Below are 25,369 nucleotides of genomic sequence, written 5' to 3' on the forward strand. Positions count from 1 at the left end.
AGAGAGACGATGACCACCACATCACGCACCGTCGCCGACGGCGCCCCGCGTCCCACCGGCGCGGCGGATCGACCCGTGCCCCAGCGCCCCCGGAAGCAGATCCCCTGGGGGAAGATCGCGGCCTGGACCGCGATGGTGATCTTCCTGCTGATCACCCTGTTCCCCTTCTACTGGATGCTGCGCACCGCGCTGTCCAGCAACAACGCCCTGGCCACCGATCCGGCCAGTCTGCTGCCCGTAGGCCTGAACACCGGCGGATTCGAGCGCGTCTTCGGGCTCCAGGACGTGGAGACGGCGATCTCCCAGGGTGGCAGCGGCGCCTCGATCAACTTCTGGCGCTACCTGCTGAACTCCGTGATCGTCGCGACCGTGATCACCATCGTGCAGACCTTCTCCTGCGCGATGGCCGCCTACGCGTTCTCCCGGCTGCGGTGGCGCGGGCGGGAGACGGTGTTCCTGATCTTCCTGGGCTCGCTGATGATCCCGCAGATTTTCACCCTGCTGCCCAACTTCATCCTGATCAAGAACCTGGGCCTGGTGGACACCCTGCTCGGCATCATGCTGCCGACGCTGTTCATCTCGAGCTTCGCGATCTTCTTCCTGCGCCAGTTCTTCAACAATGTCCCCCGCGAGATCGAGGAGGCCGCCCTGATCGACGGCGCGAGCAAGGTGCGGGTGTTCTTCACCCTCATCCTGCCGATGTCCAGCGCACCGCTGGCCACCCTGGCCCTGCTGACCTACATGACGGCGTGGAACGAATACTTCTGGGCGCTGATGGTGTCCTACACCGATCAGTCCCGGGTGCTCACCGTGGCCCTCGGGGTGTTCCGCGCGCAGTCGCCCGGCACCGGCCCCGACTGGTCAGGGCTGATGGCGGCGACCCTGGTCGCGGCCGCCCCCATGCTGATCCTCTTCGCCCTGTTCGCGAAGAAGATCGTCAACTCCATCGGTTTCACCGGGATCAAGTGAGGTGCCCCAGATGAACTCTCGAAATCACACTCCCCACTCTGCTCCCTCCGCAGCTCCCTCCACACGCAGCGGCCTCACCCGTCGGCGTCTGCTGCAGGGATCTGCGGCCCTCGCAGCCGGCACCGTCGGCGTCGGCGCGCTGTCCGCCTGCGGCGGATCCTCCGGACCGGCCGGCTCCACCGAGATCGACTACTGGCTGTGGGACGCGAACCAGCTCCCCGCCTACTCCGCGGCCATCGACCGCTTCATGGAGAAGAATCCCGACATCTTCGTGCGGGTCACCCAGCTGGGCTTCGACGACTACTGGACGAAGCTGACGGCGAGCTTCGTCGCCGAAGCCGGGCCCGACGCCTTCGCCGACCACCTCGCCCGCTACCCGGAGTTCCTGAAGCTCGGGGTGATCGCGCCGCTGGACGGTCTGGCCCCGCTCGACGACATCCCGGCCGAGCAGTTCCAGGACGGCCTGCAAGAGCTGTGGACCGGCCAGGACGGCAAGCGCTACGGCATCCCCAAGGACTACGACACCATCGCGGTGATGTACGACAAGGCGATGCTCGAGGAGGAGGGGCTGACTGAGGACGATCTGGCGAACCTGGACTGGAACCCCGAGGACGGCGGCACCTTCGAGAAGATGCTCGCCCGCCTCACCCTCGATACGAACGGGGTGCGCGGCGACGAGGAGGGCTTCGATCCGACCAGTGTGGAGCGCTACGGCATGGCCGCGGACGCCGGTGTCGACTACGTCGGCCAGGCCAGCTGGTCGGCTTTCGCCCTCGCCACCGGGTGGACGTTCACCGACGCCGACACCTGGGGCACCCGCTTCAACTACGACGACGAGCGCTTCGTCGCCGCGATCGACTGGTACTTCGGGCTGGTCGACAAGGGATTGTTCCCGCCTTTCGGCATGTTCGGCGAATCCAGCCCGCCCCAGACCCAGGTGCAGTCCGGGACTGCCGCCCTGGCGCTCGCGGGATCGTGGATGATCACGACCTACAACAACATGGAGGGGATGGAGCTGGGAATCGCCCCGCTGCCGTCCGGACCCGTGGGCCACCCGGTGTCGATGTTCAACGGGCTCGGGGACTCGATCTCCGCGCAATCCGAGAACAAGGAGGAGGCGGCACGACTGATCGCCTACCTCGCCTCCGAGGAGGCGCAGCAGATCATCGGCGAGCGCGCGCCGTTCTTCCCCTCGACCGACGTCGGCACGCAGGCGGCGGTCGACAGCTATGCCGAGTCCGGCCTGGACGTCACCCCGTTCACGGACCGGGTGAAGAATGGTGAGACCGGGCTGTACCCGCTGGTGGAGAACTCCTCCTCGATCATGCCGCTCATGCAGACGGCCTTCGACCAGTGCTGGATGCGGCGGATCGACGGTGCGGACTTCGCCTCGTTCAACGATCGGGTCAACGCCCTGTTCGAGTGACCTGCGGGCCGACGTCCATCCGGGCGTCGGCCCCGGGCCGTCCGTCAGTCCGTCAGTCAGTCGGTCTGTCGGTCTGTCGGTCAGGAAGCGACCCCGACGAACTCCTGGATCGCGATGACGGCGGCGCCGCGGGCCCACTCGTCGAAGTCCCCGCTGAGCACGCGCACGACGACGTCCTGCTGGGCCGAGGCGATGGCCCCGCGCAGGGTGTCCTCGAAGGCGGAGCCTGCCGCCCGCACCAGGTCGACGTTCTCGCCGCCGAGCACGATCGCCTCGGGATCCACGAACGCGATCAGGCCGGCAGCTGCGCCGGCGAGGGAGCGGGCGAGCTCCCGCGACACCTCGAGGGCCTCCGGGTCCTTCGCCGCGACCAGCCGTCGCAGCTCCTCCATGCCCTGGTCCTCGGCAAGCAGCGAGGAGGCTCGGGCGCGTCGCAGGATCGAGTCGGTGCTCGCCACCTCGCGCAGAGGCTGCGGCGAACCGTCCTCTCGTCGGCCGATGGGGAAGCGACCGGTCAGGCCCGCGACATGGTTCCGTCCTTCGACCAGGCGGCCGTCGATCACGGTGCCGGCGCCGATGCCGGCGCCGACGGTGAGTACGGCGAAGGAGCCGTAGGATCGGCCGATGCCGAACCAGTGCAGGCCGTTCACCATGGCGACCAGGTCGTTCTCCACGACCACGGGCAGGTGGAGACGGGCCTCGAGCGCGGTCGCGAGATCATGCTCCTCGTGCCAGCCCAGGAGGTAGGAGGAGAGCACGACGCGCCGATCGGCCACGGGCCCGCCGAGGCTCACGCCGACTCCGGCCACCCGAGGATGCGCCTCGACGAGGGCTTCGACCGGCGCGAGCACGGCCTCCTCGATGGCGGCGGGCGAGGTGTCCTCGAGCGGAAGCACGAGCTCCTCGAGAGCATTGCCCCGCACAGTGGTGACGACGGCGTGGACCTCGTCGGCCGTGACTTTGACGCCGATGAAGCGGGGTCCGCGGTTCTCCTCGATGTCGAGAGGCTCGTGGGGGCGGCCCTTGGCTCTCACGACGGCGGTGAGCGGGTGCAGGCGGTCGCTGTCGAGCAGGTCGCGGGTGACGCGGGTGACGGTGGGTGCCGACAGGCCCAGGCGCTTGGTCAGTTCGCTGCGGGAGCGAGGACCGAATCGCAGCAGGTCCCGATAGACCGCGCGCATGCTCTCGCTGCCGAGATCCCCCACCGCGCTCACCTCCGTGGCCTGCTGCTCGTCACTCCCCTGCATTCCATGCAGTTTATCCGTCGGAGCGGCTCGGACCGGCGGCGGCGCGACCGGAACAGACTGCCGATGACCGCGAATCCTCTGCGGAGGGGCCGACGAACCCGATAGCCTGGGAATCCATCGCCCGCCACCCCCATCGGATATGCCGAGCCTTCACGAGTCCCCCTCACCGTCGATAACTCCCGAGCCCTCCGCCCGCCACTGGTGGCGGGACCGACTGGGCGCCGTACCGGACCCCGAAGGCAGCTGGCGACCGGGCGGCAGCCGCGAACCGGAGCACCCCGGGGTGCGCGGCGAGATCCACCAGCTGGTCCTGACCAGTTACGGCGCCGAACTCACCGCGGAGTTCTTCCGTCCGGTGTCCGTGCCGTCGACGGGCGCCGTCGTGGTGGTGCCGTACTACGACACGCCGCCTCTGTTCGCCGAGGAGACAGGGCGCACCGAGCTCACCGGCAGGGACCCGGCCCTGAGCGCCCATGGCCTCCAGCTGGCGGAGGTCGGGCATGCGGTCCTGGCGGTGCCCTGGTGGTTCGAGCAGGTCGCGGCCGAGGACCCCGCGCTGTCCGGTGCTCGAGACCTCGCAGAGCGGTACGGGCCCGTCGCCGCGCAGCACCGTCGGGAGCAGCCCATGACCGGTCTCGGGCGGAGCATCGCCGATGTCATGCTCGCGGTGACCGCCCTGCAGGAGTCCGGCCTCGCCGATGGGGCCCGGGTGGCGACCTTCGGGCATTCCCTGGGCGGAAAGCTCGCACTGCATCTCGCGGCGCTCGATGACCGGGTCGAGGTCGCGGCGGTCCATGAGCCGGGGCTCGGGTTCGCCCACCCGACCTGGGGCGATCCCTGGCACCTCGACGGTGATATCCCGAAGGACCGCGACCAGGACGAACTGCTCGCCCTGGTCGCCCCGCGTCCCTTCCTGCTGGCCGGCGGCGGGGACTGCGACGGCGGGCACAACCTGCACCTGGTCCGCGAGGCGCGGAAGCACTGGCCCGACCGCCAGGGCCTGGATGTGCTGCTGCACGATGGAGGACACGCCCTGCCTCGATACGTCATGGCGGGGATCAGGGAATGGTTGCGGGAGCGGACCAGCTGACGTTCCCGTTCCTCGCGATCATCGGCGACCCTCCTCCTCGGCGGGATCGGCTGGAGCGATCCCGCGGCATCTGCCATGCTTCCGGTGAGACAGAGCCGGCCGGCATCACGCGCCGCCGGGACGAATCCACGATGCGCATCAGGGGACTCCATGAGCGAGACGGCAGCGGACACCGCAACGGACGAGCAGGCCACGATCTACACCGCCTACGAGATCGACTTCATGCTGACCCTGCGCCCCACCGAGAACGGGGAGATCACCCGTGAGCAGGTCGGTCTGCGCAGCGCGCCCGAGGCCGCCCGGGAGTTCGTGACCGCCGCCGTCACCTCGGGCCTTCGTGCCCGCGGGAAGGTGGAGCGCTCGGACGACGGACAGTGGCTGCTCGGCGAGGAGGGCCAGGTCGTGGCCACCGCGCTGACCGCCGCCGATCGGTGGCTGGGGATCGCCCTGGCGGAGGGCGAGGCCATGCGGATGGCCTTCGTCATCAAGGCCAACGAGGCGGTCCTGATGCTCACGCAGGACGAGCTGGATTCCTTCGTGGTCTCGGCCCTGCCCGATCCCTCGCAGGTGCCCGACTCGGTGGCCGACATCGTCACCGCATTCCTCGACGACGGTCGCGAGCGCACGGTCTCCCTGCGCCGCACCGATATCTCCGAACGAGCCGCCGAGGCACCGATGATGTTCCACGTCGAGGAGAGCGGCGACTGGAAGATCGGGCACCTCCCGCTGGACGACAACGGCATCCTGCATGTCTCCGACGTCGGCCGGGAGGACATCGGCGCGGCGATCCGTCGGCTGTGGGAGGACGGCACCAGCGAGGCTCCCGCGGTCCCCACCGTCTGACCGCTCGCCGGCCGGTCGGCGTCTCGTCAGCGCCTCGTCAGAACGGTCGTCTCCTCGCGGCCTGCTCGCGTCGACGGACTTCCGTGCGCAGTGTGCGGACGTCCTGGCCGGAGGGCTGCGCATAGGTCCACACGTGGCGATCGAAGGCGGGCATCACCACACGGGAGCCGTCCTGCAGACGCAGCGCCGCCGTCAACCAGTGCACGGGATGGACCACACGGGACTCGACGGCGAGGATCTGCTGCCAGGGCACGGTCCGGGCACGGAAAGCACCGACCACACGCAGTCCCTCGTCGGTGATCTCCACCCTGGACCTGGCGGTTCCCACAGCGACCACCGCGAATCGGAGCCCCACCAGGGCAATGACCGCACCGGCGGCCGCAAGGGTGAGCATGATCAGCAGCAGGCCGATCCTCGGGGCGTGGCCGTCCTCGATCGTGAGCCAGAGGATCATGATGGCCACGGCCAGCACCAGAGAGGTGCCCAGCGCCATCGCAGAGATCACCGCGCGCAGCAGTGTGTCCCGCATGGCCGCCCGAGGCAGCAGCGCCCGGACCTCCCCGCGCCCGGTCGATGCCCGCGGTCGGGACGGGCGGCGCAGGTCCGAGACCATCCGCTCGACCGTCGCATTGCTGCGGGAGTAGTCGGGCAGTGCCGTTCCCAGTCCTGTCTCGGGGCCGATCTGGCGGGGAATGGTCATGCGTCCAGGCTATTGCGCCCTCGAAGCGCAGTCGATGGGCCGTTCTCCCCATCCGCGCCGCTGGGAGCAGTGCGGTACCCCGAGGGCGCCCTGCCCTCCTCACGCCGCCCCGCCCGCCATGCGCCGAACCGACTCACCCCGCCGCGCGCGCGTACAGTGCGGTCCATGTCCTCCCCCGGATCCAGTACCCCCCGCTTCCGCCGTCCGGCACCCCTGTTCCCCGCCACGGCGGAGGCCATCCCCGGCGACCCCGACCCGTCGACCTCGACGGAGCTGGCCCATGACTCGGCCCAGGCACTGCTGGACGGAGTGTTCCACAGCTCGGATCCGGAGGTCGTCGAGCGGGTGCTGCGTCTCGCCGCCGACGACGGCCTGTCGGACCTGGCCGCCCTCTGGTCAGGTTCTCCCGCCACGACCCTGCCCGGTGCGCTGTGGCGCTTGTACGTGCTGCACACGTGGGTGCAGCTCCACGGGGAGGACGTCGTGTACCGCTATCGGGCCGGTTCACGCACCATCCCCGGCCTGCGCTACCTCTCCGGCTTCGCGGAGCCGCCGGACGTCGCGCAGGTCCAGCGCACGATGGACGACATCCTGCGCGGTGCTTTCACCGGAGACCTCGGCCTCGCCCTGACCCGGGCCGGTGCGGTGGCCACGATCGTGGCCCATGGCACCGCCCAGCTGGCCGACGACGACCGAGACCCCGACCGCACCCGCCAGGCGGAGCGCCTGCTCAGCACCGGGGAAGAGCTCGCCGCGGCAGCTCGGCACGCCGAGTCCGGGCGCCTGGACTGACTGTCTGCGCACCGTTGTTCTCGACGTAGTGCCGTGTTCTCGGCGCCGTCCCGACGTGTTCCCGCCGAGTTACTCATGTATTCCCGACATATTCCCGACGTGGCACTTGCCATGCCGGGGACGGCCCCGGCTGGATCCACCCGACCACCGTGCCCTACGATGAACGGGCGTCGGGCCGCGGTTGCCCCGGGCTCCAACATTTGCCGCTTCGAGCGGCCTTCGCGCCGACAGGCGCATCCCGGTCCGGCGCACCAACATCACGAGCAGGCCGGCACCCCTCACCCGGGCTCGCAGGCCGGCGGTACACCGCCATGGGCGCAAGGAGGGGACCTGGGGTGGTGCAGCTCTTCCCACGTCGGGTCGAACGCCCGATGAACGATCTGTTCGGCGAGCTCGCCGAACTCCTCGTCCAGGCCACCGACACCCACTCCAAGCTGCTGGGCCACGGCTATCGCGAGCGCACCCGCATCGCCCCGAAGGTGCACGACCAGTCCACCCGCGCCGAGGAGCTGTGCCGACGCATCTCCCAGCGTCTTGCGCAGTCCCTGATCACGCCGAACGAGGCGGAGCTGCTCTATGACCTCGCGCTGACCATCGCCGATACCGTCGATTCCATGGAGAACACCGCTGAGCTGCTGGTCCTCTCGCGCGTCGGCGCCTTGCCCACCCCGCTGCTCGAGGCGGCCAAGGGCATCGAACGCGCCGCGGAGCTCACCGTGGCGGCGACCTGGTCACTGAACCGCGTGCGGGATCTGGGCGACTACTACCCGCAGATCCGCAAGCTCAAGCGCCAGGGCGACCGCCTGGTGCGCCAGTGCCTCGGTGAGCTCTACTCACGCGGCGGGGCCACCACCGAGCTGCTCCCCCTGCACGACGTGACCGAGTCCGTGGGTCGCACCGTCGCTCTGCAGGAGCGCACCGCCCGCCTCGCGGACCTGCTGCGCGTCAAGGACGCCTGAGTGTCGCCGGCTCTGCTCGCGCTGGTCGTCGTGCTGGCGCTGGTGCTGGCGTTCTACACCGGTTTCCACGATGCCTCCAGTGCGGTGTCCACGGCGATCACCACCCGCTCGCTGAAGGAGTCAACAGCGCTGGCGATGGCGGCGATCCTGAACCTGCTCGGGGCCCTGCTCGGCATGCTGCTGCTGACGGTGACCGCCGATTGGGCTCTGCGACTGCTGGGCCTGGGGCGCCTGATGGAGGAGACCTCCGGCGCACCGGACGTGCTCGGGGCCGGGCTGGTCGCTATCTTGCTGGCCGTCCTGGCCTGGGAGGTCCTGACCTGGTGGATCGGGATGCCGTCGTCTACCTGGCATGCCTTCTACGGGGCCGCCCTCGGAGCCTCGCTGGCGATCGGCGCGGCCGCCGCCTGGGATCGGCTGGCAGCGATCCTGGTCGCCTCGATCGTCGGGCCCGTCATCGCCGTGCTCCTGGCGTATCTGGTCATGCAGGGAATCCTTGCGCTGGCCCGCAACGAGCGCCTGCGCGTCGGGCATCTGCGCTTCGCCCAGACCGTCTCCGCCGGGGCGGTGGCCACCGGGCACGGGCTCAGCGATTCCCGTCTCCCGCTGGCCGTGATCGTCATCGCATGCTCGGTCTCGGATCTGTCCCCGGGGGCCTCGCTGATGGTGCTGGTCCCGGTGGCGATCGCCATGGCGGCAGGAACCCTCCTCGGTGGTCACCGGATCATCCGCACGATCGGCCGTCGCCTCACGGATCTCTCCACCGCACAGGGCCTGGCGGCAGAGTCCTCCGCGGTGATCTCCATGTCGGTGGCGATCTTCGGCCTGAGTTCCCCGGTCTCCTCCTCGCACGGCCTCGCCTCGAGCGTGGTCGGCGCTGGCGTCGCGATGGGCCCGCGCCACGTGCGCTGGCCGGTCGCGCGCACCATGGTCCTCGTCTGGCTGGCGACGCCGCTCGCGACCGCCGTGCTCGGCGCGGCACTGGCCGGGGTGCTGCTCGAACTGGGGTGACGCATCGTCGGGCGCCGATCCGCGCGCTCGGCCTCCTCGAAGGTAGGACCGCTATCCTGGGTGCGCCCGAGATGAAGGAGAGCTGATGTCCGACGGTGAGTCCACTACTCCCGCCCCGCGGAAGCGACCCATGTACGGGCTTCCCGGTCCGGCGGGACCCGATTCCGGCCCCTCGGCGGGTTCGGGCGGTGCGTTCGGGGCCTCGGGCACCGCGACTCCCTCATCGAGCTCTCCCGACGGCAGCCCTCACGGATCCTCGTTCGGCGCCGGCGCCCCCTCGGGCCCTGACGCATACACCCCGGTCTCCGGCCCACTGCCTCCGCAACCGCCCGCTTCCGCGGTGCCGCACCGGCGCCGCGGGCTCTGGCCCCTCCTGATCGGGCTCGCGCTATTGCTGATCATCGCGCCGGCCGCGACCATCGGCGGCCTCGTCTGGTCATTCAGCTCCTTGGTCGGCGACACCTCGGCCGGGCCCGAAGTGATCGAAGGCGGATCCGGCCAGTACGAGGTGGCTGCCAACGAGATGCTGATCCTCTACGTCCCCTCGGAGGATGCCGCCGGGGCGCAGTGCACCGCTGAGGGCGAGGCCTCCGGTGCGGTCAGCACCGTGCCGACCTCCGGCTCCGTCACCTTCGGTGACGGCTCCCAGTACGATCAGGTCCTGGGTGTAGCCGTGCTCGAGGACACCACCGTGACGGTCTCCTGCACCGGCACCGACGCTCCCGCGTACCTGGGCCCGTACAGCCTGTTCAAGGTCGCCGCTCCGATGCTGATCGGGCCGATCATCGGCATCGTCTCCGGGCTGGTGGGGCTCGTGCTCACCGTGGTCGGCATCCTCCTGCTGGTACGGAGCCGTCGCACCTGAGCCGGGCGCTCCCCGCTGCCTCGCGCCACCACCCCTCGCTCCCGTCGCCCACCGTCGGTCGTCACCCCCTCATCCCTCGCCATCTCAGCGATCGACCCCTCGCAGCGTGCCTGGCCCACCTCTGACCTAGAGTGGCGCCACACACCGCAACCGAGGATGGAGTGATGATCATGCACCCCCGTGCAGGCCAGAAGGCCCTTCCGGAGGATCTCGTCGACGTCGACGCCCTCCTGGACGCCTATTACGATCTCCACCCCGACGCCTCCGATCCCGAGCAGGCCGTCTCCTTCGGCACCTCCGGGCACCGCGGCTCCTCGCTGGATACCAAGTTCAACGAGGACCACATCGCCGCGACCACCCAGGCGATCGTCGAGTACCGCGCCGGCCAGGGCATCCGCGGCCCCCTGTTCATCGGCCGTGACACCCATGCCCTCTCGCGCCCGGCCTTCGACACCGCTCTGGAGGTGCTGGCCGGCAACGATGTCTCCGCGCAGGTCGACACGATGGACGGTTACACGCCGACCCCCGCGGTGTCCCACGCGATCCTCGTGCACAACCGCAGCCGCTCCGCGAACGACCCCGGCCGGGCCGACGGCATCGTCGTCACCCCCAGCCACAATCCCCCGCGCGACGGTGGCTTCAAGTACAACCCGCCCCACGGGGGCCCGGCGGATTCGGACGCGACCACCTGGATCGCCGACCGGGCCAACGAGCTGCTGACCGACCGGCTGCGGGGCGTGCGTCGCCACGGCCGCCAGAAGGCCCTGCAGGACGCGGGTCGCTACGACTACCTCCACACCTACGTGCAGGACCTGACGAACGTCGTGGACATCGAGGCGATCCGGCGGGCCGGTGTCCGGATCGGCGCGGACCCCCTGGGCGGCGCCGCCGTGGACTACTGGGCCGAGATCGGCGAGCTGCACGACCTGGACCTCACCGTGGTCAATCCCGAGGTGGATCCGCAGTGGTCGTTCATGACGCTGGACCGGGACGGGAAGATCCGGATGGACTGCTCGAGCCCATGGGCGATGGCCTCGCTGCTCGAGAAGCGCTCCGAGTTCGACATCGCCACCGGCAACGATCCGGATTCTGACCGTCATGGCATCGTCACCCCTGACGGCGGCCTGATGAACCCCAACCACTATCTCGCCACCGCGATCAAGTACCTGTTCGCCCATCGCCCGAGCTGGCCCGCCGGCGCGAAGGTCGGCAAGACGGTGGTCTCCTCGAGCCTCATCGACCGTGTCGTCGGCTCCCTGGGCCGGGATCTGTACGAGGTCCCTGTCGGCTTCAAGTGGTTCGTGCCCGGCCTGATCGATTCCTCGGTCGGCTTCGGGGGCGAGGAGAGCGCGGGAGCGTCGTTCCTGCGCCATGACGGCTCCGTGTGGACGACCGACAAGGACGGCATCATCCTCGCCCTGCTGGCCTCGGAGATGCTCGCGGTCACGGGGCGCTCCCCCAGTGCGCTGCACGCGGAGCTGATCGAGGAGTTCGGTTCCAGCGCCTACGCCCGCCTCGACGCGCCGGCAGATCGCGCGCAGAAGGCGAAGCTCAAGGCGCTCAGCCCCGACCAGGTGACGGCCACCGAACTGGCCGGCGAACCGATCGTCTCCGCGATCACCGAGGCACCCTCGGGCGGCGCGATCGGCGGCCTGAAGGTCTCCACGGAGTCCGCCTGGTTCGCGGCTCGCCCCTCCGGCACCGAGGACGTCTACAAGATCTACGCCGAGTCGTTCCGTGGTGAGGAGCATCTGGGCGAGGTGCAGGAGGCGGCGAAGTCCCTCGTGGACGGTGTGCTCGCCGACTGAGCTCCGCCGCGAGGGCCCGGTTCCTTCGCATCGCATCCGATCCCGCCCCCGGTCGATTCACCCCCTTCCGGCCGCAGGATCAGGTCGTGCCGGGCTCTCCGCGCGAGGAGACGATCGCACCGCTGACGGGCAGGATCGAGGGTTACTGGATCGTCACCGCTGTTCAGACCCTTCCTCCACAATGCACCGGCATTTTCGAGGAAGAACGCAGAGAGCGCGCATCGGGCAACGTTTCCGCAGGTCGACGGTCAAGGAATGGCCAAATCGCGGTCAACATAGCGTACGTCACGCCTGCGTGGCGCCATGCACAGCGCCCTTGCGCCCACCGCCCCCGAACCTGGAGCATGGCTACCGAAGGTAAAGCTTCGGTAGGGTAATATGCTCCGTCGGACCCACCCGACATGACGCCGACCACAGTCACTCATCACGCGACCAGGAAAGGGGGGACATTGCCTATGCGCTTGCGAACACGACTTTGCGCCTGCTCCGCAGCGCTTGCTGTCTCCCTCCCCCTGGCCTCGCTGCCCGCTCTGGCAGAGTCCGTCGCCCCTTCCGAAACCGCCACCGAGACGGCCGAGATCGACGATCCGACGCCCGATGCAGAGGCAGATGCTTCTGATCCGGAAGCTGTCACGTCAGACCCGGAGCCCGTCGCCCCGGAAACTGACCCCGACGCCGCCGAGCCTTCGGCCGACGATCCGGTCGAGGACGCCACCCCCACAGAGGACGCGACGGCGCCCGAGGACACGGCACCGCCCGAGGAGCCCGGCACGAACGACCCCGAGTGCGGCCTCGTCCCCCGCCTGCTTCAGAGCGCCGACGAAGAGTGCTCCACGGACACGGGCCAGCCCGCAGAGGAGGAGAGCTCCACCGGGGACCAGACTGACGAGGAGAGCGAGCCCGCGAGCTCCACCGAAGACGCGAGCACGTCGCCGAGCCCCACCGAAGAGCCGAGCCCCACCGAAGACGCCCCCTCCGACGAGGAGACCGAGGCTGGGGGCACTGGTGACCCGGTGACTGTTCCAGCACAGAGCGCCACCACGACTCCGGAGGAGTCGACAGAGCCGACAGACTCCACGTCGGGCGAGCCCTCGACGACTCCGCCCTCCCCCGCACCGCCGGAGGAGTCCACTCCCTCGGAGGACCCCACGGAGTCCACTCCGCCGGAGGAGTCCACTCCCCCGGAAGAGCCCACGGAGTCCACTCCGCCGGAGGAGCCGACGGAAGACACGACCCCGGATGAGGGCGACGCGAGTCTCCCGACCAAGCCCCCCGAGACCGAGGAACCGGTTCAGCAGGAGCCCCCGACCATCGGGCCCGAGGTCAAGCCCGAGCCCGAGCCCGAAGGTGACTCCACGTCGCCGGCATCGAAGCCCGCCACGGAACAGGCACCACCGCCGGTCGAACCCGCCCAGGAAGCGGAACCCGTGCAGGAGACGACCGAGCCCGAGCCTGAGAACGACAGCGCCGCACCGGCAGCACCGATCACCGATCAGGGCCCCAGCGATACGTCGCAGGAGTCGGAGTCGACCGAGGCGAGCGGTGCGGGCACCGATTCCCGGAGTCCCGAAGCGGATCCCGAGCCGGCACGGGAACCCCGGCCGATCGCGATTCAGCAGGAGGGCGGCCCGATCGTCCAGCTGCTCAACACGATCTCTTCGCAGGATTCTGATTCCGCGTTCGGTCGAATGCAGCAGGTCCTCGTGATCGCCCTCGGCATCGGCTTCCTGACCACCGCCGGTTTCGTCGGCGCAACATGGCACAGTCGGCGTTCCGCCGGCAATGGCTCCACCAAGCGTCCAGGTTCCTGAGCAGACCCTCGGCCCGGCCGGGTCCGCATCTGCGCACCCGGCCACCGCGAACGGAGCCCGGACAGGTTCTTCCTAGCGGGTCTCCAGCGTGTGCTGCACATGCGTGATGAGCGTCGGCACGCTCCGGAGCATCTCCACGATCGTGCGGTCGAATGCCGCCTGGCCCTCGTACCAGGGGTCCCGGACGGCGATCTCCGTCTCCGGCGCATCCTTGGACACCTCCGGATCGAATCGGCGCCACAGGGCGATCTCGGGGGCGCTCTTCCCGTCGGGCGTCTGCTCGGCCATCCGCCGCAGCAGCTGCGCATGCTCGACGGTCATCGGCAGCACCAGGTCCCAGGCGAGCAGCTCGGTGAGGTGGATGGTCCGGGCAGTGTGCTCGAAGGGCCGCGCATAGCCGGAGCGCTCGAGCGAGAGCTCGGTGCGCTCGTCCATCGGCATCCCCTCGGCTTCCCAGCTGGTGCCCGCCGAGCCGACCTCGACCCTGTCCGCGAGCCCGGCCTCTCGGATCGCTTCGCGCAGCATCACAGCGGCAGCCGGGGAGCGGCACACGTTGCCGGTGCAGACGGTGAGGACGCGAAGGGAAGACATGCTCCCATTGTGTCAATGATGGGGACGAGGTGAGCACTGAATCGCCATGGCCCCTACAATGCTGTTGACCGCGCATACGGCGCCTCGGGCCCCGCATGCGCACATTCGCCAGGGCGTGTTCGCCAGGGCATCATGGCCCGTGACCACGCAACACCGGCTCAGGAGGACAGCCATGGCCGAAATCATCCGCGCCCACGACGACGACTGGTCGCTCGTGCGCGAGATCCGTCTCCGGTCTCTCAGCACCGACCCCTCGGCCTTCGGGCAGAGCTGGGAGAAGGAGTCGACCTACGAGGACTCCATCTGGAAGAAGCGCGTCCGCGAGGCCGCCTGGTTCCTCGCCGTCGAGTCCGGCCAACCGGTGGCAGTCGTCGCCGTGCGCCACGAGGGCGATTCCCCCGCCAACGAACGCGAGCTCCAAGCGATGTGGGTGCTGCCGAGCTCCCGAAAGGGCGGTATCGCCCAGAAGCTCGCCGAAGCAGTCTTCGACTGGGCTCGCGAGGACGAGGCGGATACCGTCACGCTCTACGTCGGTCCCCGCAACGATGCCGCGCAGTCCCTGTACGGGGCGCTCGGCTTCGAGGACACCGGAGACCGGTGGGAGATCATCGAGGACGACCCCGACGGTGCCTGGCTGAAGATGTCCCGCGGCCTCTGAGGCCCGGTGTCGATCACTCGTCGCGTCGCTGCCCGCGTCCCCTCGCCCCGCTCCGTGCTGCGCACGGTCGGCTCGCGAGCGGATCGCGGGCGTCCGCACTGGGCCGCCCGGCTCGAGGACGTCAAGAACGTCACCGTCGGCAGCGCCTTGCGCCGGCTGCACTGGGACCTGCGACTCCAGCCGTTCCACGGCTACGGTTCCTCCCAGCGGGTACGCGTGCTGGCGAAGCTTCTCTATGCCTCCCCGGGTACGCCTGCCGACTTCCATGACCAACCGGTCCACGACATGCGCACCATGGCCGTGCGCGGCTGGCGGAACTTCGCCAGCCAGGTCGCCCCGAACCGTTCTGTCCACATCCGGATCGGTGAGCGCGAGCTCAGCGTGCGCGCGGACCGCTCCGGGATCGTCGACGCCGTGCTCGACGTCGACCTCGAGCCCGGTGATCACCAGGCCGTGCTGTGGACCGTCCCCGGCAACGAAGTCACCGCCGACATCACCGTCGTCCCTCCCGAGGCGACAGTGGGCCTGGTCAGCGATATCGATGACACCGTGATGGTGACCTGGCTGCCCAGGCCCCTGCTCGCGTTCTGGAACGCCTTCGTGGTCCACCAGTCCTCCCGCCAGGTGGTGCCGGGCATGCCGATGCTCTACCAGCGACTCATCCGCCAGTACTCCTCGCTGCCCGTGGTGTACCTGTCCACGGGCGCCTGGAACGTGTTTCCCGTGCTCAAACGGTTCCTGTACAAGAACGGCTACCCCCACGGCCCCCTGCTGCTGACCGACTGGGGCCCCACCAACACCGGATTCTTCCGCTCCGGCCGCCAGCACAAGGAGCGCGCCCTGCGGCAGCTCGCCGAGGAGTTCCCGCAGATGCGCTGGATCCTCGTGGGCGACGACGGCCAGCACGACCCGTCGATCTACGCGGACTTCGCCGCTGAGCACCCCGAGCTGGTCGAGGCGATCGTGATCCGCCAGCTGACCGAATCGGAGCAGCTGCTGGCTCACGGCACCCTGCGCCCGCTCGAGCAGCGCCATCGCGGGGACGATGCACCCCTGACGGTGATGGCGCCCGACGGGCACGGCTTGCTGGCCGCCCTGCAACGCATCGAGGTGATCTCTTGACCACGCCCTCGTCCACTTCCCTCACGATCCGTCGGGCAGGCGAGGCCGACGTCGTCGAGATCGTGGACCTGGCGCAGGCCGCGTACCGCGGTGAAGGCGGCTGGACCACGGAGGCCCACCTGGTCAGCGGCTCCCGGACTCATGCCGACGAGGTCCGCGGCATGCTCGCCGACCCGGCGGTGACCCTGCTGGTCGCCGAACTCGAAGCGACGGAACGAGAGCCCGAGAGCCCTGGGGCCGAGGAGGCCGACGCTGGGACCTCCGGGGCCGCTGAGTCCGCTGGGACCTCCGGGACCAGCCTTGTCGGCTGCTGCTACACCCGCCAGGACCCGGCCGACGACGCCGGCACCATCCGCGCCGAACTGGGACTGTTCGCCGTGCACCCGTCGGCCCAGTCCCGCGGTCTGGGCGGTCGGCTCCTCGAGAGCCAGGCCGACCTTCTGGGCCAGGCCGGGGTCGACGTGCTGATGATTCAGGTCCTGCAGTCCCGGACAGAGCTGCACGCCTGGTACGAGCGGCATGGATTCCTGCGCACGGGCGCGGCGGTGCCCTTCCCCGGCGACCCCGAGTGGCTGCAGGTCCAGGGCCTCGGGATGGATCTGATGGAGCGACCTCTGCGCACGTCTTGACCTGCACGGCTCTTGACCTGCACGGCCCATCGTCGTTCGTGGCGTGGACCACTAAACTGACGGCATGAGCACCGATGCCTTCGTCCCGTCCCCCACCCGCTATGCCGACACCACCTACCGGCGGGTGGGCCGGTCCGGCGTGCAGCTGCCTCCGATCTCACTGGGCTTCTGGCAGAACTTCGGCGAGGACCGTGAACCGCAGACCCTGCGCTCGATCGTCCGCCGTGCCTTCGATCTCGGCGTGACCCATTTCGATCTGGCCAACAACTACGGCCCGCCTCCGGGCAGCGCCGAGACCCACGTGGGTCGGATCCTCGCGCAGGACTTCGGCCATCACCGCGACGAGATCGTGGTCTCCACCAAAGCCGGGTACCGGATGTGGCCGGGGCCGTACGGGGACGGCGGCTCCCGCAAGTACCTGTTGAACTCCTTGGACCAGTCGCTGCGTCGGCTCGGCCTGGGTCACGTCGATATCTTCTATCACCATCGTGAGGATCCCGAGACGCCGCTCGAGGAGACCATGGCGGCGCTGGACCACGCGGTGCGCAGCGGCAGAGCGCAGTACGTCGGCATCTCGAACTACTCCCCGGAACGGACCCGGCAGGCGGCCGAGATCCTCGCCGATCTCGGGACGCCGCTGCTCATCCACCAGCCGTCCTACTCGATGTTCAACCGGCACATCGAGAACGGTCTCGTGGAGGTCGCCGAGGACTTGGGCATCGGGCTGGCCGCCTTCTCTCCGCTGCAGCAGGGCCTGCTGACCAGCAAGTACATGTCCGGAGTCCCGCACGGTTCCCGGGCGAGCGGCGCGGGAGGGTCCCTCACGGAACGCCAGGTCCACGAACCCGACTACCAGACCCGCGCCCGCAGCCTCACGGAGATCGCCCATGCGCGCGGCCAGAGCCTCGCCCAGCTCGCCCTCGCCTGGACGCTGCGCAACCCGACCGTGACGACCTCCCTGGTCGGGGCCTCCTCGGTGCATCAGCTCGAGCAGAACGTCGCCACGCTCGAGAACCTCGCCTTCACCGACGAGGAGCTCACGCGCATCGACAGGTTCGCGATCGATGGCACGGGGCGCTGAGCGCTCCCCCTCCGACCCCTCGGCCACCCCTTGCGACGCACGGCACACTGTGCTTCGCGCAAGACCTGCCCAAGGTCGCACTCGATGAGCGAACCGTCCTCATATCGTGCCCAAGGTCGCACTCGACGGCACGGAGGCCGCCGCGGGCCGGGTACGGGGAAGGCCCCCGACGATCACCAGGATCGTCGGGGGCCTTCCCCGTCGGCGGGACCGGATCAGCCGGTGTTCTTCAGGCCCGCGGCCACACCGTTGATGGTGGTCAGCAGGGCACGCTGCAGGTCCGGCTCCAGCTCGCCACCGGCCGCGGTGACGGCCCGGGCTCGCTGCAGCATCGCGACCTGCATGTACGAGATCGGATCCAGGTAGCGGTCGCGCACGGCGAGCGTGCGCTTGAGCACCGGCTGGTTGTCCAGCAAGCCCAGCACCCCGGTGAGGCGCTCGATCTCGGCGACCGAGAGCTCGTACTCCGCCTTGATGCGTTCGAAGAGCGGCCACAGTCGCTCCGGCGCCAGGGAGTGGACGTAGTGCGCGGCGATCTGCATGTCCGTCTTCGCCAGCGTCATCTCGACGTTGCTGATCACGGTGCGGAAGAAGTGCCAATTGCGCAGCATGTCGTGGAGGTCAGGCTCGAGCCCGGCCTCACGGGCGGCCTTGAGACCGGAACCCGCGCCGAACCAGCCCGGCACGATCTGCCGTGACTGGGTCCAGCCGAACACCCAGGGGATCGCCCGCAGCCCGTCCAGCCCCTTCTCGGAGGTGGCGCGCTTGGAGGGACGGGATCCGATGTTCAGGTCACCGAGCTGCTCGACCGGCGTCGAGGTCACGAAGTACTCGGGCAGGTCCGGGTCGTCGGCCAGCGTGCGATAGCGCGCATAGGAGGCGTCGGAGACCTTCTGCATGACATCGCCGAAGTGGTCGAGCTGCTTCTCCGGAGTGCGCGGGGACGTGTGCAGCGCCGAGCCCTCGAGCACAGCGGCCAGCGACAGGTCCAGGTTCTCCCGGGCCAGCGTGGGCAACGTGTACTTGTCGGAGATGACCTCGCCCTGCTCGGTGAACTTGATCTCGCCCTCGAGCACGCCGTACGGCTGGGCCAGGATCGCGTCGTAGGTGGGACCGCCGCCACGGCCGACGGAACCGCCGCGGCCGTGGAAGAGGCGCAGGGTGACCCCGTGGCGGGCCGCAGCGTCACGCAGCTGGCGCTGCGCCTGGTGGATCTCCCACTGGCTGGTGATCACCCCGGAGTCCTTGTTGCCGTCGGAGTAGCCGAGCATGACCTCCTGGAAGTCGCCGCGCAGGCGCACGATCTCCCGGTAGGAGGGGTCGCTCAGCAGCTCGTCGAGGATCTCGCCGGCGTGACGCAGCTCAGCGACCTCCTCCAGCAGGGGCGCGAAGCTGATGTCCGAGCGGTTCTCCTCACCGCCGGGCAGGGTGACCAGGCCGGCTTCCCGCGCCAGCAGGGCGACGGCGAGGATGTCGTCGGCACCGTGGGTCATCGAGACGATGTAGGTCTCGATCGAGGAGGGTCCGTACCGACGATGGGCGTCACGGATCTCCCCGAACACCTTGTACGTGGTGCGCGTGGCATCGTCCAGGATCGTCTCGTCCTCGGCGAGCGACGTGCCGACCAGCGGGCGACGGCTCGCGAGCTCGGCGGCCAGCACCTTGGTGCGCTCGGCACGGCTGAGCTCGGCGTAGGGGCGGTCCAGTTCCCCGACACGGTCGAAGAGTCGGGCCAGCACCTCGTGGTGCTTCTCCGAGTGCTCGCGCACATCGAGGATGGCGAGGTTCAGGCCGGATCCGGCCAGGACCTGCTGAGCGACCGCGATCGCACCATCGGCGGCACGATGACCGCCGTGGCGACCCAGCGCGGCGCGCAGCACGCCGAAGTCGTCCTGCAGCTCCTCGCTGTCGTAGTAGTCCTTGCCGTGCACGTGCGATGCACCGGTGCGGATCCGCTCCCCGGTGGCCTTGAGCTTGGCCCGCATGGTGCCGAGCTTGAGCCGGTACGGCTCCTGCTCGAACATCCGCTGCTGGACCTCGTCGACCTCGGACTCGAAGGCGAGGTCCGCGGCCACGCTCGCGCGCAGCTCCTCGTCCTCACCGGTCAGCTCGCTCGAGATCGACAGATCGCCGATGAGCTCGGAGATGACGTCGACGGCGAGCTCGACCGCGGTCTCGGCCTGGAGCTGGAGGACCTCGCGGGTGACCTCGGCGGTGACATACGGGTTGCCGTCGCGGTCGCCGCCGATCCACGAGCCGAACCGCAGGGGCACCTGGCGCTCGCGCAGGTCGGCACCGTGAGCTCGCAGCTCTTCGCGCAGGTCGTCGAGGAAGTCGGGCATGGTCTGGCGATACAGCTGGCTCAGGTAGTAGAGCACGTTGCGCGACTCGTCCTGCGGGGTCGGGCGCTGCCGACGCAGCTCGTCGGTCTGCCACAGCGACTCGATGAGCTCCGAGAGCAGGTGGTCCTGCCGACGCCGCTCGGCGGTGCCCTCGTCGGTGTCCCGTTCCAGGATGTCCGAGATCTTGCGGAGCTTGGTCAGCACGGCCCGGCGCGACGCCTCGGTGGGGTGCGCGGTGAAGATCAGACGCACGTCGAGCGAGTCGACCGCCTCCTGCAGGCCCTGGGGCCCGACCGACTCGTGGACCGCCGCGACGGTGCGCGGGACCCACGACTCCGAGGCGGGTCGCTCACGCAGAGAACGCACCCGGTACACCTGCTCTGCGGCATTGGCCAGCAGGAAGTACTGGGCGAAGGCGCGGGTGAGCGCGGTCGCCTGCTCGAGCGGGAGCTCGGCCAGGCGGTCCTGGACGTCGCGCGCCTCGGCCCCGGAATCCGAGGACTTCGCATCCTTGGTCAGTTTGCGGACCTGCTCGACGAGGTCCAGCAGCTCCTGTCCATGCTGATCGGCGAGAGTGCGGCCCAACAGCGTCGAGAGCCGGCGGACGGTGGCACGCAGGGGTGCATCGATATGGGGGTCGTCACCGACGACGGGGAACTCACTCGTCAAGGTCGGGACGGCAATGGCGTCAGAATCTGGCACGGGGCCTCCTGGGGTCGGCGGCGCCACGCAGCGGCCGCCGACAGCTGGGGCGACCGCCTCGGCGCGGAACGAACGGGCACAGACTACCGTGACGGCCTCCGGCAGCACGGCGCGGGACAGTCAGCGGACGAGACGGGGCACGGCCGACGGGATGCACGAGCGCATCTCCCCGTCGGCCGATGGACCCCGTGTCAGAGCACCGCGCGCAGGAAGTCCCGGGTGCGCTGGTTCTCGGGCTCGCTGAAGATCAGGTCCGGCTTGCCCTCCTCGACGATCGACCCCTGGTCGAACATCATCACGCGATCGGAGACCTCCTTGGCGAACTGCATCTCGTGGGTGACGATCAGCATCGAGATGTCGGTCTCGGCGGCGATGTCCTTGAGGACGCCGAGCACCTCGCCCACCAGCTCCGGATCCAGCGCGGAGGTGACCTCATCCAGCAGCAGGATCTCAGGGTCCATCGCCAGGGCTCGGGCGATCGCCACGCGCTGCTGCTGACCGCCGGAGAGCTGCGAGGGGTTGAAGTCCCTCTTCTCGCCCATTCCCACCTTCTCCAGCAGGCCCTCGGCCTTGGTGACCGCCTCGGCCTTGGACAGCCCCATGACGTGCACGGGCGCCTCGATGATGTTCTCCAGCACCGACATGTTCGGGAACAGGTTGAAGTGCTGGAACACCATCCCGATCTGGGTGGTGGTCCGGCGGCGCTGCTTGTCGTCGACGCGCAGGCGCTTGCCGCCCTTCTCGTCGTACTGCAGCGGCTCGCCGCCGACGTGGATATACCCGCCGGTGAGTTCCTCGAGTGTCATCACCAGGCGCAGGATGGTCGTCTTTCCGGACCCGGAGGGCCCGATCAGGGTGACTCGCTCGCCCTTCGAGACGGTGAAGTTGAGGTCGTTCAGCACGGTGTTGTCGCCGAACCTCTTGACCACGTCGCGGAACTCGATGTGGGGCGACTCGGGGTGCGCAGTGTTCTCAGGCAAGTTTCTTCTCCAGTCGTCGGATCAGGAGGGATGTCGGGTAGCTGGCGGCGAGGAAGATCAGGCCGGCCAGCGTGATCGACTCGGTGTACCGGAACGTGTCCCCGCCGTAGGTCTGGGCGACCCGCACCATCTCCGGGATGTAGATGACCACGAAGAACGGGGTCTCCTTGAACATGGAGATGGCGTAGTTGCCCAGTGCCGGCAGAGTGTTGCGGATCGCCTGCGGGATGACGACCGCCCGCCAGGTGCGGGACTGCGGGAGCGAGAGCGCGGTGGCCGCCTCCCACTGACCCTTGGCGACGGAGTCGATGCCGGCGCGGTACACCTCGGCCATATAGGTCGTGTAGTGGATGCCGAGCACCCAGATGCCGATCGCGAGCGTCGAGTCGATGTACGGCGACAGCACCAGATTGGCGAACACCAGCTGGACCACCAGCGGCGTCATCCGGATGAACTCGACGACCCAGGTCACCGGAGTGCGGATGATTCCCGGCGCGATCCGCCGGATGATCGCGACGACCAGGCCCAGGACGACGGCGATGAGGGTGCCGAGCACGGTCGCCAGCAGCGTGATCTTGAAGCCTTCCAGCAGCAGCGGGAAGACGGCGAAGGCGTGGTCCCAATCCCACCATGATGGATTCATGCCTTGCCACCTCCTGAGATCGGCGCTCGGAACAACGATCCTTCGGTGATGACGCTCCCCGGCGACCGGAACAGCGTGCCCCAGGACTTCGAGAGGGCGGGGCCGCGTCCGATCTTGTGCTTGGCGCGCACCTCGAGAGCGTTCATGAGGATCACGATCACCCAGGCGATGAGGTAGTACGCCAGAAGGGCGAAGAGGAAGGCGAACCAGGTGCCGGTCTGGTCACGGACCTGCTCGATACGGAAGTAGAGGTCGTACAGCAGCACCGTGCTCACGATCGCACTGCCCTTGAGCAGCTGGATCCACAGGTTGGACAGCGAGGGGATCATCAGCGCCCAGGCCTGCGGGATGATGATCCGGAACATCCCGCGCACCGGGCTCAGGCTGAGCGCGCTGATCGCCTCGTACTGCCCCTTGGGCACCGATCCGATCGAGCCGCGCACCACCTCGGCGCCATAGGCTCCGTAGTTCAGTCCCAGCGCCAGCACGCCGATCGCCAAGGGCGCGAGCTGCCAGCCGAAGGGGTACGGGAGCTGGGGCAGCACGAAGGCCAGCCAGAACAGCTGGACCACGAGCGAGGTGCCACGGAAGAACTCCACGAAGATGCGCGCGATGATGCGCACGACGGAGTACTTTGCGACCTGGGCGACGCCGAAGACGATCGAGATCGCGAGGGCGAGCAGCCCACCCAATGCGGTGGCCTGCGCCGTGACCCAGATGCCCTCCACGATCAGCGGCATCCGCTCGCCGAGGATCTGCAGATTGGGGCCGAGCTGCTCGAAGAACCCGATCACACCGTCCATCGGGGGATCACCTCCTGGGTGCGCGCCGCTCCGGCGCGCCCCGGAAGGGGACGCGCCGGAGCGGTACAGATGCGAGGATCAGGACTCACTGAAGGGATGACAGGTCGCCTTCGCACAGGATCGCGGCGGTCATGTCCTCCGGGGGCAGCTCCTCCTCGGTGAAGCCGAAGTCGCCCACGATCGAGAGGTAGCGCTCCGGGTCGCTGATGATCTCCGCCAGCTTCTCGTTGTAGGCGTCGAGCACGGAGGTGTCCTCCTTGCGGAAGACCGTGCCGCCGGCGCCGACCTGCTTCACGCCATCGATCTCGGCGACGAAGCTCTCCGTCACCTCGAGGTCGGTGTTGGAATTCTCCGCCAGCCAGTTCAACGAGATCGCGGTGAGCGCGAAGGCGTCAGCGTTGCCGCTGGTGACGGCGTCCACGCCATCCTGCGGGCCGCCGACTTCGATGCTTTCCAGTCCGAGGTCCGTGGCGTAGGTGCTCTCGATCGCGCCGCTCATGGTGGCGACGGTGAGACCGGAGTCGACGAAGGACTGCATGTTCTCCAGGCCCTCGGGGTTTCCGGCGGGCACCATGAGCGCCGTCGTGTACTGGAACTCCGGCTCGCTGAAGGCGGCCTCGGCGCAGCGCTCAGGGAGGATCGACATGCCGGCGCTGACCGCGTCGAACTGTCCTGCGTTCAGACCCGGGATCAGCGAGTTCCAGTCGGTGACCTTGCCCACGACCTCGTCGATGCCGAGCTCGCCGAAGATCTCGCGGTGCATGGCCACGGTCGCACCGGTCAGGTCGCCGTTGTCATCGAAGCTGTAGGGTGCCTCTCCCGCGAAACCGACGGTGATGGTGCCGGCCTCCTGGAGCTTCGAGAGCAGGTCACCCCCGCCGCCATCGCTGGAGTCGTCCCCACCGCCACCGCCACCGCCGGTGCTGGTCTGGCTGCAGGCAGCGAGGCCACCACCCAGGGCTGCGGCAGACAGGACGAGGCCGCTTCCGCGGAAGAATGATCGGCGGTTGTGCATGGGGGTGCTCCCTCTCGCTGGGTGATCGACATCCGGGCCGGACGGGCGTTGTCGGACAATCGGATGTCGGGATATCGGATTCCCGTCCACGGTATAGGTGTCCGAGGCCACCCTTCCGGTCCTATGGTGTTTCGTGATGCGGTCGTGACCCGCGGGCCCAGCGCTCATAGGTGAGCTCCATGGGGACGGCGCGCGCCTCCGAAAGGCGGTCCCGGAGAGGGCGGACCACCCGGGACAAGCCATCGGATGAAGCCGTCGAGTGAGGCCGACGACTGCACCGGAGGTCCGGTGCGGTCGCACGGTCCACGCCGTTCTACGATGGCTCGACATGGTGCGCTCCGCGCAGGAAAGAGGAGGATGGCGATGGCGTCTCGCCACGAACGGGTACAGCTGCCGATGATGCAGCCGCTGCGTCGGCCCTCGATCATCGATCAGGCCGAGCTCGAGCTGCGCAATGCCATCTATTACGGCGACCTCCGCCCCGGCGACCCGATCCCCGAGGTCCAGGTGTCCCGGCAGATGGGCATCTCCCGCTCCTCTCTGCGCGAGGCCTGTCAGCGACTGGTGCGCGACGGTCTGCTCACGCAGATCCCCGGGCGCGGCCTGTTCGTCACCCGCATGAACGCCTCGACCATGTCGGATTTCATCGACTACCGCCTGGGCATCGAGATGCAGGCCGCCACGATCGTCGCGGACCGGGTCGCGGACCTGCGCAGGTCCGGCCACGAAGCGGCGGCCGAGGAGCTCCTCGCCCCGTTGCGTGCGTCCCTCGAGCGCAGCCGAGCCGCCCTCGCCGCCGAAGAGGTCATCGAGGCCGGCAACGCCGATCTCGACCTGCACCAGCAGCTCGCGGAGATCGCTCGGAACCGATTCCTGAGCACGGCGATGAACACGATAGTGATCCTCACCCGGATGGGCAGCTTCTCCGATCCGCTCGGCTTCGGTGTGCGCGCTGACCTCACCACCACCCACCAGGCGCTGCTGGACGCCCTCGCCGAGGGGAACGGGTCCCGGGCGCGCGCCCTCCTGCGCGAATCGCTGCAGGAGCTCGCGGGACGACTTCGCTTCGGAGCCGATGCCGATGTGGTGCGCGATCCCGATCTGCTGGAGACCTCCGGCCCGGAGTGGACGACGATCGGCGGCCACGAGGGCTGAGCAGGCGCGAAAAGGCCCCTCCCCCGCGACATCGTCGCAGGTGAGGGGCCTTTTCCATCGGCGGAGACGAGAGTGTCTGGATTCAGGAGATCGTTGACAGGATCTTCCTGGGATTTTCTCCGAGATG

Annotated in this window: 23 protein-coding genes; 15 read left to right on the forward strand and 8 right to left on the reverse strand. The window is 69.0% G+C overall.

Annotation, left to right across the window (positions count from 1 at the left end):
• Positions 1-9 precede the first annotated feature (9 nt).
• Both INT51_RS09070 and INT51_RS09075 read left to right on the forward strand, forming a co-directional pair.
• Positions 10-969, forward strand: coding sequence for a carbohydrate ABC transporter permease (locus tag INT51_RS09070; RefSeq protein ID WP_193104967.1), 960 nt, complete (start codon positions 10-12; stop codon positions 967-969).
• Between the two features lie 10 nt (positions 970-979).
• Positions 980-2,395 (forward strand): ABC transporter substrate-binding protein, encoded by a 1,416-nt coding sequence (locus INT51_RS09075; RefSeq protein WP_193104968.1) that lies wholly within the window; start codon positions 980-982, stop codon positions 2,393-2,395.
• Between the two features lie 80 nt (positions 2,396-2,475).
• Here INT51_RS09075 and INT51_RS09080 read toward each other — a convergent pair whose 3' ends face one another.
• Entirely contained in the window at positions 2,476-3,642 is a 1,167-nt protein-coding gene (locus tag INT51_RS09080) for an ROK family protein (protein WP_193104969.1), read from the reverse strand.
• Positions 3,643-3,781: 139 nt separating this feature from the next.
• On the opposite strand from INT51_RS09080, the gene INT51_RS09085 reads away from it, so the two are divergent.
• Both INT51_RS09085 and INT51_RS09090 read left to right on the forward strand, forming a co-directional pair.
• Positions 3,782-4,732 (forward strand): hypothetical protein, encoded by a 951-nt coding sequence (locus INT51_RS09085; protein WP_193104970.1) that lies wholly within the window; start codon positions 3,782-3,784, stop codon positions 4,730-4,732.
• A gap of 150 nt (positions 4,733-4,882) precedes the next feature.
• Entirely contained in the window at positions 4,883-5,575 is a 693-nt protein-coding gene (locus tag INT51_RS09090; RefSeq protein WP_193104971.1) for a hypothetical protein, read from the forward strand.
• A 37-nt stretch (positions 5,576-5,612) separates the two neighbouring features.
• Here INT51_RS09090 and INT51_RS09095 read toward each other — a convergent pair whose 3' ends face one another.
• On the reverse strand, positions 5,613-6,275 hold the full coding sequence (locus tag INT51_RS09095) for a PH domain-containing protein (RefSeq protein ID WP_193104972.1): 663 nt from the start codon (positions 6,273-6,275) through the stop codon (positions 5,613-5,615).
• Between the two features lie 165 nt (positions 6,276-6,440).
• Here INT51_RS09095 and INT51_RS09100 point away from each other — a divergent pair, with 165 nt between their 5' ends.
• From INT51_RS09100 to INT51_RS09125, 6 genes are all read left to right on the forward strand, one after another.
• Positions 6,441-7,067, forward strand: coding sequence for a hypothetical protein (locus INT51_RS09100; protein WP_193104973.1), 627 nt, complete (start codon positions 6,441-6,443; stop codon positions 7,065-7,067).
• A 311-nt stretch (positions 7,068-7,378) separates the two neighbouring features.
• The gene (locus INT51_RS09105) at positions 7,379-8,026 is read left to right on the forward strand and encodes a DUF47 domain-containing protein (protein WP_193104974.1); all 648 of its coding nucleotides are present in this window, start codon (positions 7,379-7,381) and stop codon (positions 8,024-8,026) included.
• Positions 8,027-9,037, forward strand: a complete 1,011-nt coding sequence (locus INT51_RS09110) for an inorganic phosphate transporter (RefSeq protein ID WP_193104975.1) — start codon at positions 8,027-8,029, stop codon at positions 9,035-9,037.
• An 85-nt stretch (positions 9,038-9,122) separates the two neighbouring features.
• Positions 9,123-9,902 carry a hypothetical protein gene (locus INT51_RS09115; RefSeq protein WP_193104976.1) on the forward strand — a complete coding sequence of 260 codons (780 nt, stop codon included), beginning with the start codon at positions 9,123-9,125 and terminating at the stop codon, positions 9,900-9,902.
• 170 nt (positions 9,903-10,072) lie between these two features.
• Positions 10,073-11,710 (forward strand): phosphoglucomutase (alpha-D-glucose-1,6-bisphosphate-dependent), encoded by a 1,638-nt coding sequence (pgm, locus tag INT51_RS09120; RefSeq protein ID WP_226832183.1) that lies wholly within the window; start codon positions 10,073-10,075, stop codon positions 11,708-11,710.
• Positions 11,711-12,171: 461 nt separating this feature from the next.
• Positions 12,172-13,521 (forward strand): hypothetical protein, encoded by a 1,350-nt coding sequence (locus tag INT51_RS09125; RefSeq protein ID WP_193104978.1) that lies wholly within the window; start codon positions 12,172-12,174, stop codon positions 13,519-13,521.
• Positions 13,522-13,593: 72 nt separating this feature from the next.
• Here INT51_RS09125 and INT51_RS09130 read toward each other — a convergent pair whose 3' ends face one another.
• Positions 13,594-14,112 carry a protein tyrosine phosphatase gene (locus INT51_RS09130; protein WP_193104979.1) on the reverse strand — a complete coding sequence of 173 codons (519 nt, stop codon included), beginning with the start codon at positions 14,110-14,112 and terminating at the stop codon, positions 13,594-13,596.
• A gap of 172 nt (positions 14,113-14,284) precedes the next feature.
• Between INT51_RS09130 and INT51_RS09135 the strand changes: the two genes are divergently transcribed.
• The 4 genes from INT51_RS09135 to INT51_RS09150 all read left to right on the forward strand — a co-directional run bounded on the left by INT51_RS09135 (position 14,285) and on the right by INT51_RS09150 (position 17,602).
• Complete coding sequence (locus INT51_RS09135; RefSeq protein WP_193104980.1) at positions 14,285-14,770, forward strand: GNAT family N-acetyltransferase; 486 nt, start codon at positions 14,285-14,287, stop codon at positions 14,768-14,770.
• A gap of 6 nt (positions 14,771-14,776) precedes the next feature.
• Positions 14,777-15,892 (forward strand): App1 family protein, encoded by a 1,116-nt coding sequence (locus INT51_RS09140; protein ID WP_304502132.1) that lies wholly within the window; start codon positions 14,777-14,779, stop codon positions 15,890-15,892.
• Positions 15,889-16,521 carry a GNAT family N-acetyltransferase gene (locus INT51_RS09145; RefSeq protein WP_193104981.1) on the forward strand — a complete coding sequence of 211 codons (633 nt, stop codon included), beginning with the start codon at positions 15,889-15,891 and terminating at the stop codon, positions 16,519-16,521. The genes INT51_RS09140 and INT51_RS09145 overlap by 4 nt, the downstream gene beginning before the upstream one ends.
• 64 nt (positions 16,522-16,585) lie before the next feature.
• Complete coding sequence (locus INT51_RS09150) at positions 16,586-17,602, forward strand: aldo/keto reductase (protein ID WP_193104982.1); 1,017 nt, start codon at positions 16,586-16,588, stop codon at positions 17,600-17,602.
• A 215-nt stretch (positions 17,603-17,817) separates the two neighbouring features.
• Here the strand turns inward: INT51_RS09150 and ppc are convergent, their stop codons facing one another.
• The 5 genes from ppc to INT51_RS09175 all read right to left on the reverse strand — a co-directional run bounded on the left by ppc (position 17,818) and on the right by INT51_RS09175 (position 24,087).
• On the reverse strand, positions 17,818-20,646 hold the full coding sequence (gene ppc, locus INT51_RS09155) for a phosphoenolpyruvate carboxylase (protein WP_193104983.1): 2,829 nt from the start codon (positions 20,644-20,646) through the stop codon (positions 17,818-17,820).
• 191 nt (positions 20,647-20,837) lie between these two features.
• Positions 20,838-21,626, reverse strand: a complete 789-nt coding sequence (gene ehuA / locus INT51_RS09160) for an ectoine/hydroxyectoine ABC transporter ATP-binding protein EhuA (protein WP_226832135.1) — start codon at positions 21,624-21,626, stop codon at positions 20,838-20,840.
• Positions 21,619-22,269 carry an ectoine/hydroxyectoine ABC transporter permease subunit EhuD gene (gene ehuD, locus INT51_RS09165; protein ID WP_193104984.1) on the reverse strand — a complete coding sequence of 217 codons (651 nt, stop codon included), beginning with the start codon at positions 22,267-22,269 and terminating at the stop codon, positions 21,619-21,621. The genes ehuA and ehuD overlap by 8 nt, the downstream gene beginning before the upstream one ends.
• Complete coding sequence (gene ehuC, locus INT51_RS09170) at positions 22,266-23,072, reverse strand: ectoine/hydroxyectoine ABC transporter permease subunit EhuC (RefSeq protein ID WP_193104985.1); 807 nt, start codon at positions 23,070-23,072, stop codon at positions 22,266-22,268. Before ehuC ends, ehuD begins: the two co-directional genes overlap by 4 nt.
• 85 nt (positions 23,073-23,157) lie before the next feature.
• Positions 23,158-24,087, reverse strand: a complete 930-nt coding sequence (locus tag INT51_RS09175) for a transporter substrate-binding domain-containing protein (RefSeq protein WP_193104986.1) — start codon at positions 24,085-24,087, stop codon at positions 23,158-23,160.
• Positions 24,088-24,450: 363 nt separating this feature from the next.
• Between INT51_RS09175 and INT51_RS09180 the strand changes: the two genes are divergently transcribed.
• Positions 24,451-25,242, forward strand: a complete 792-nt coding sequence (locus tag INT51_RS09180) for a GntR family transcriptional regulator (RefSeq protein WP_193104987.1) — start codon at positions 24,451-24,453, stop codon at positions 25,240-25,242.
• Positions 25,243-25,369: the final 127 nt, after the last annotated feature.

Origin of the sequence: Brachybacterium sp. FME24 (assembly GCF_014897705.1) — a bacterium.
Classification (GTDB): Bacteria; Actinomycetota; Actinomycetes; order Actinomycetales; family Dermabacteraceae; genus Brachybacterium.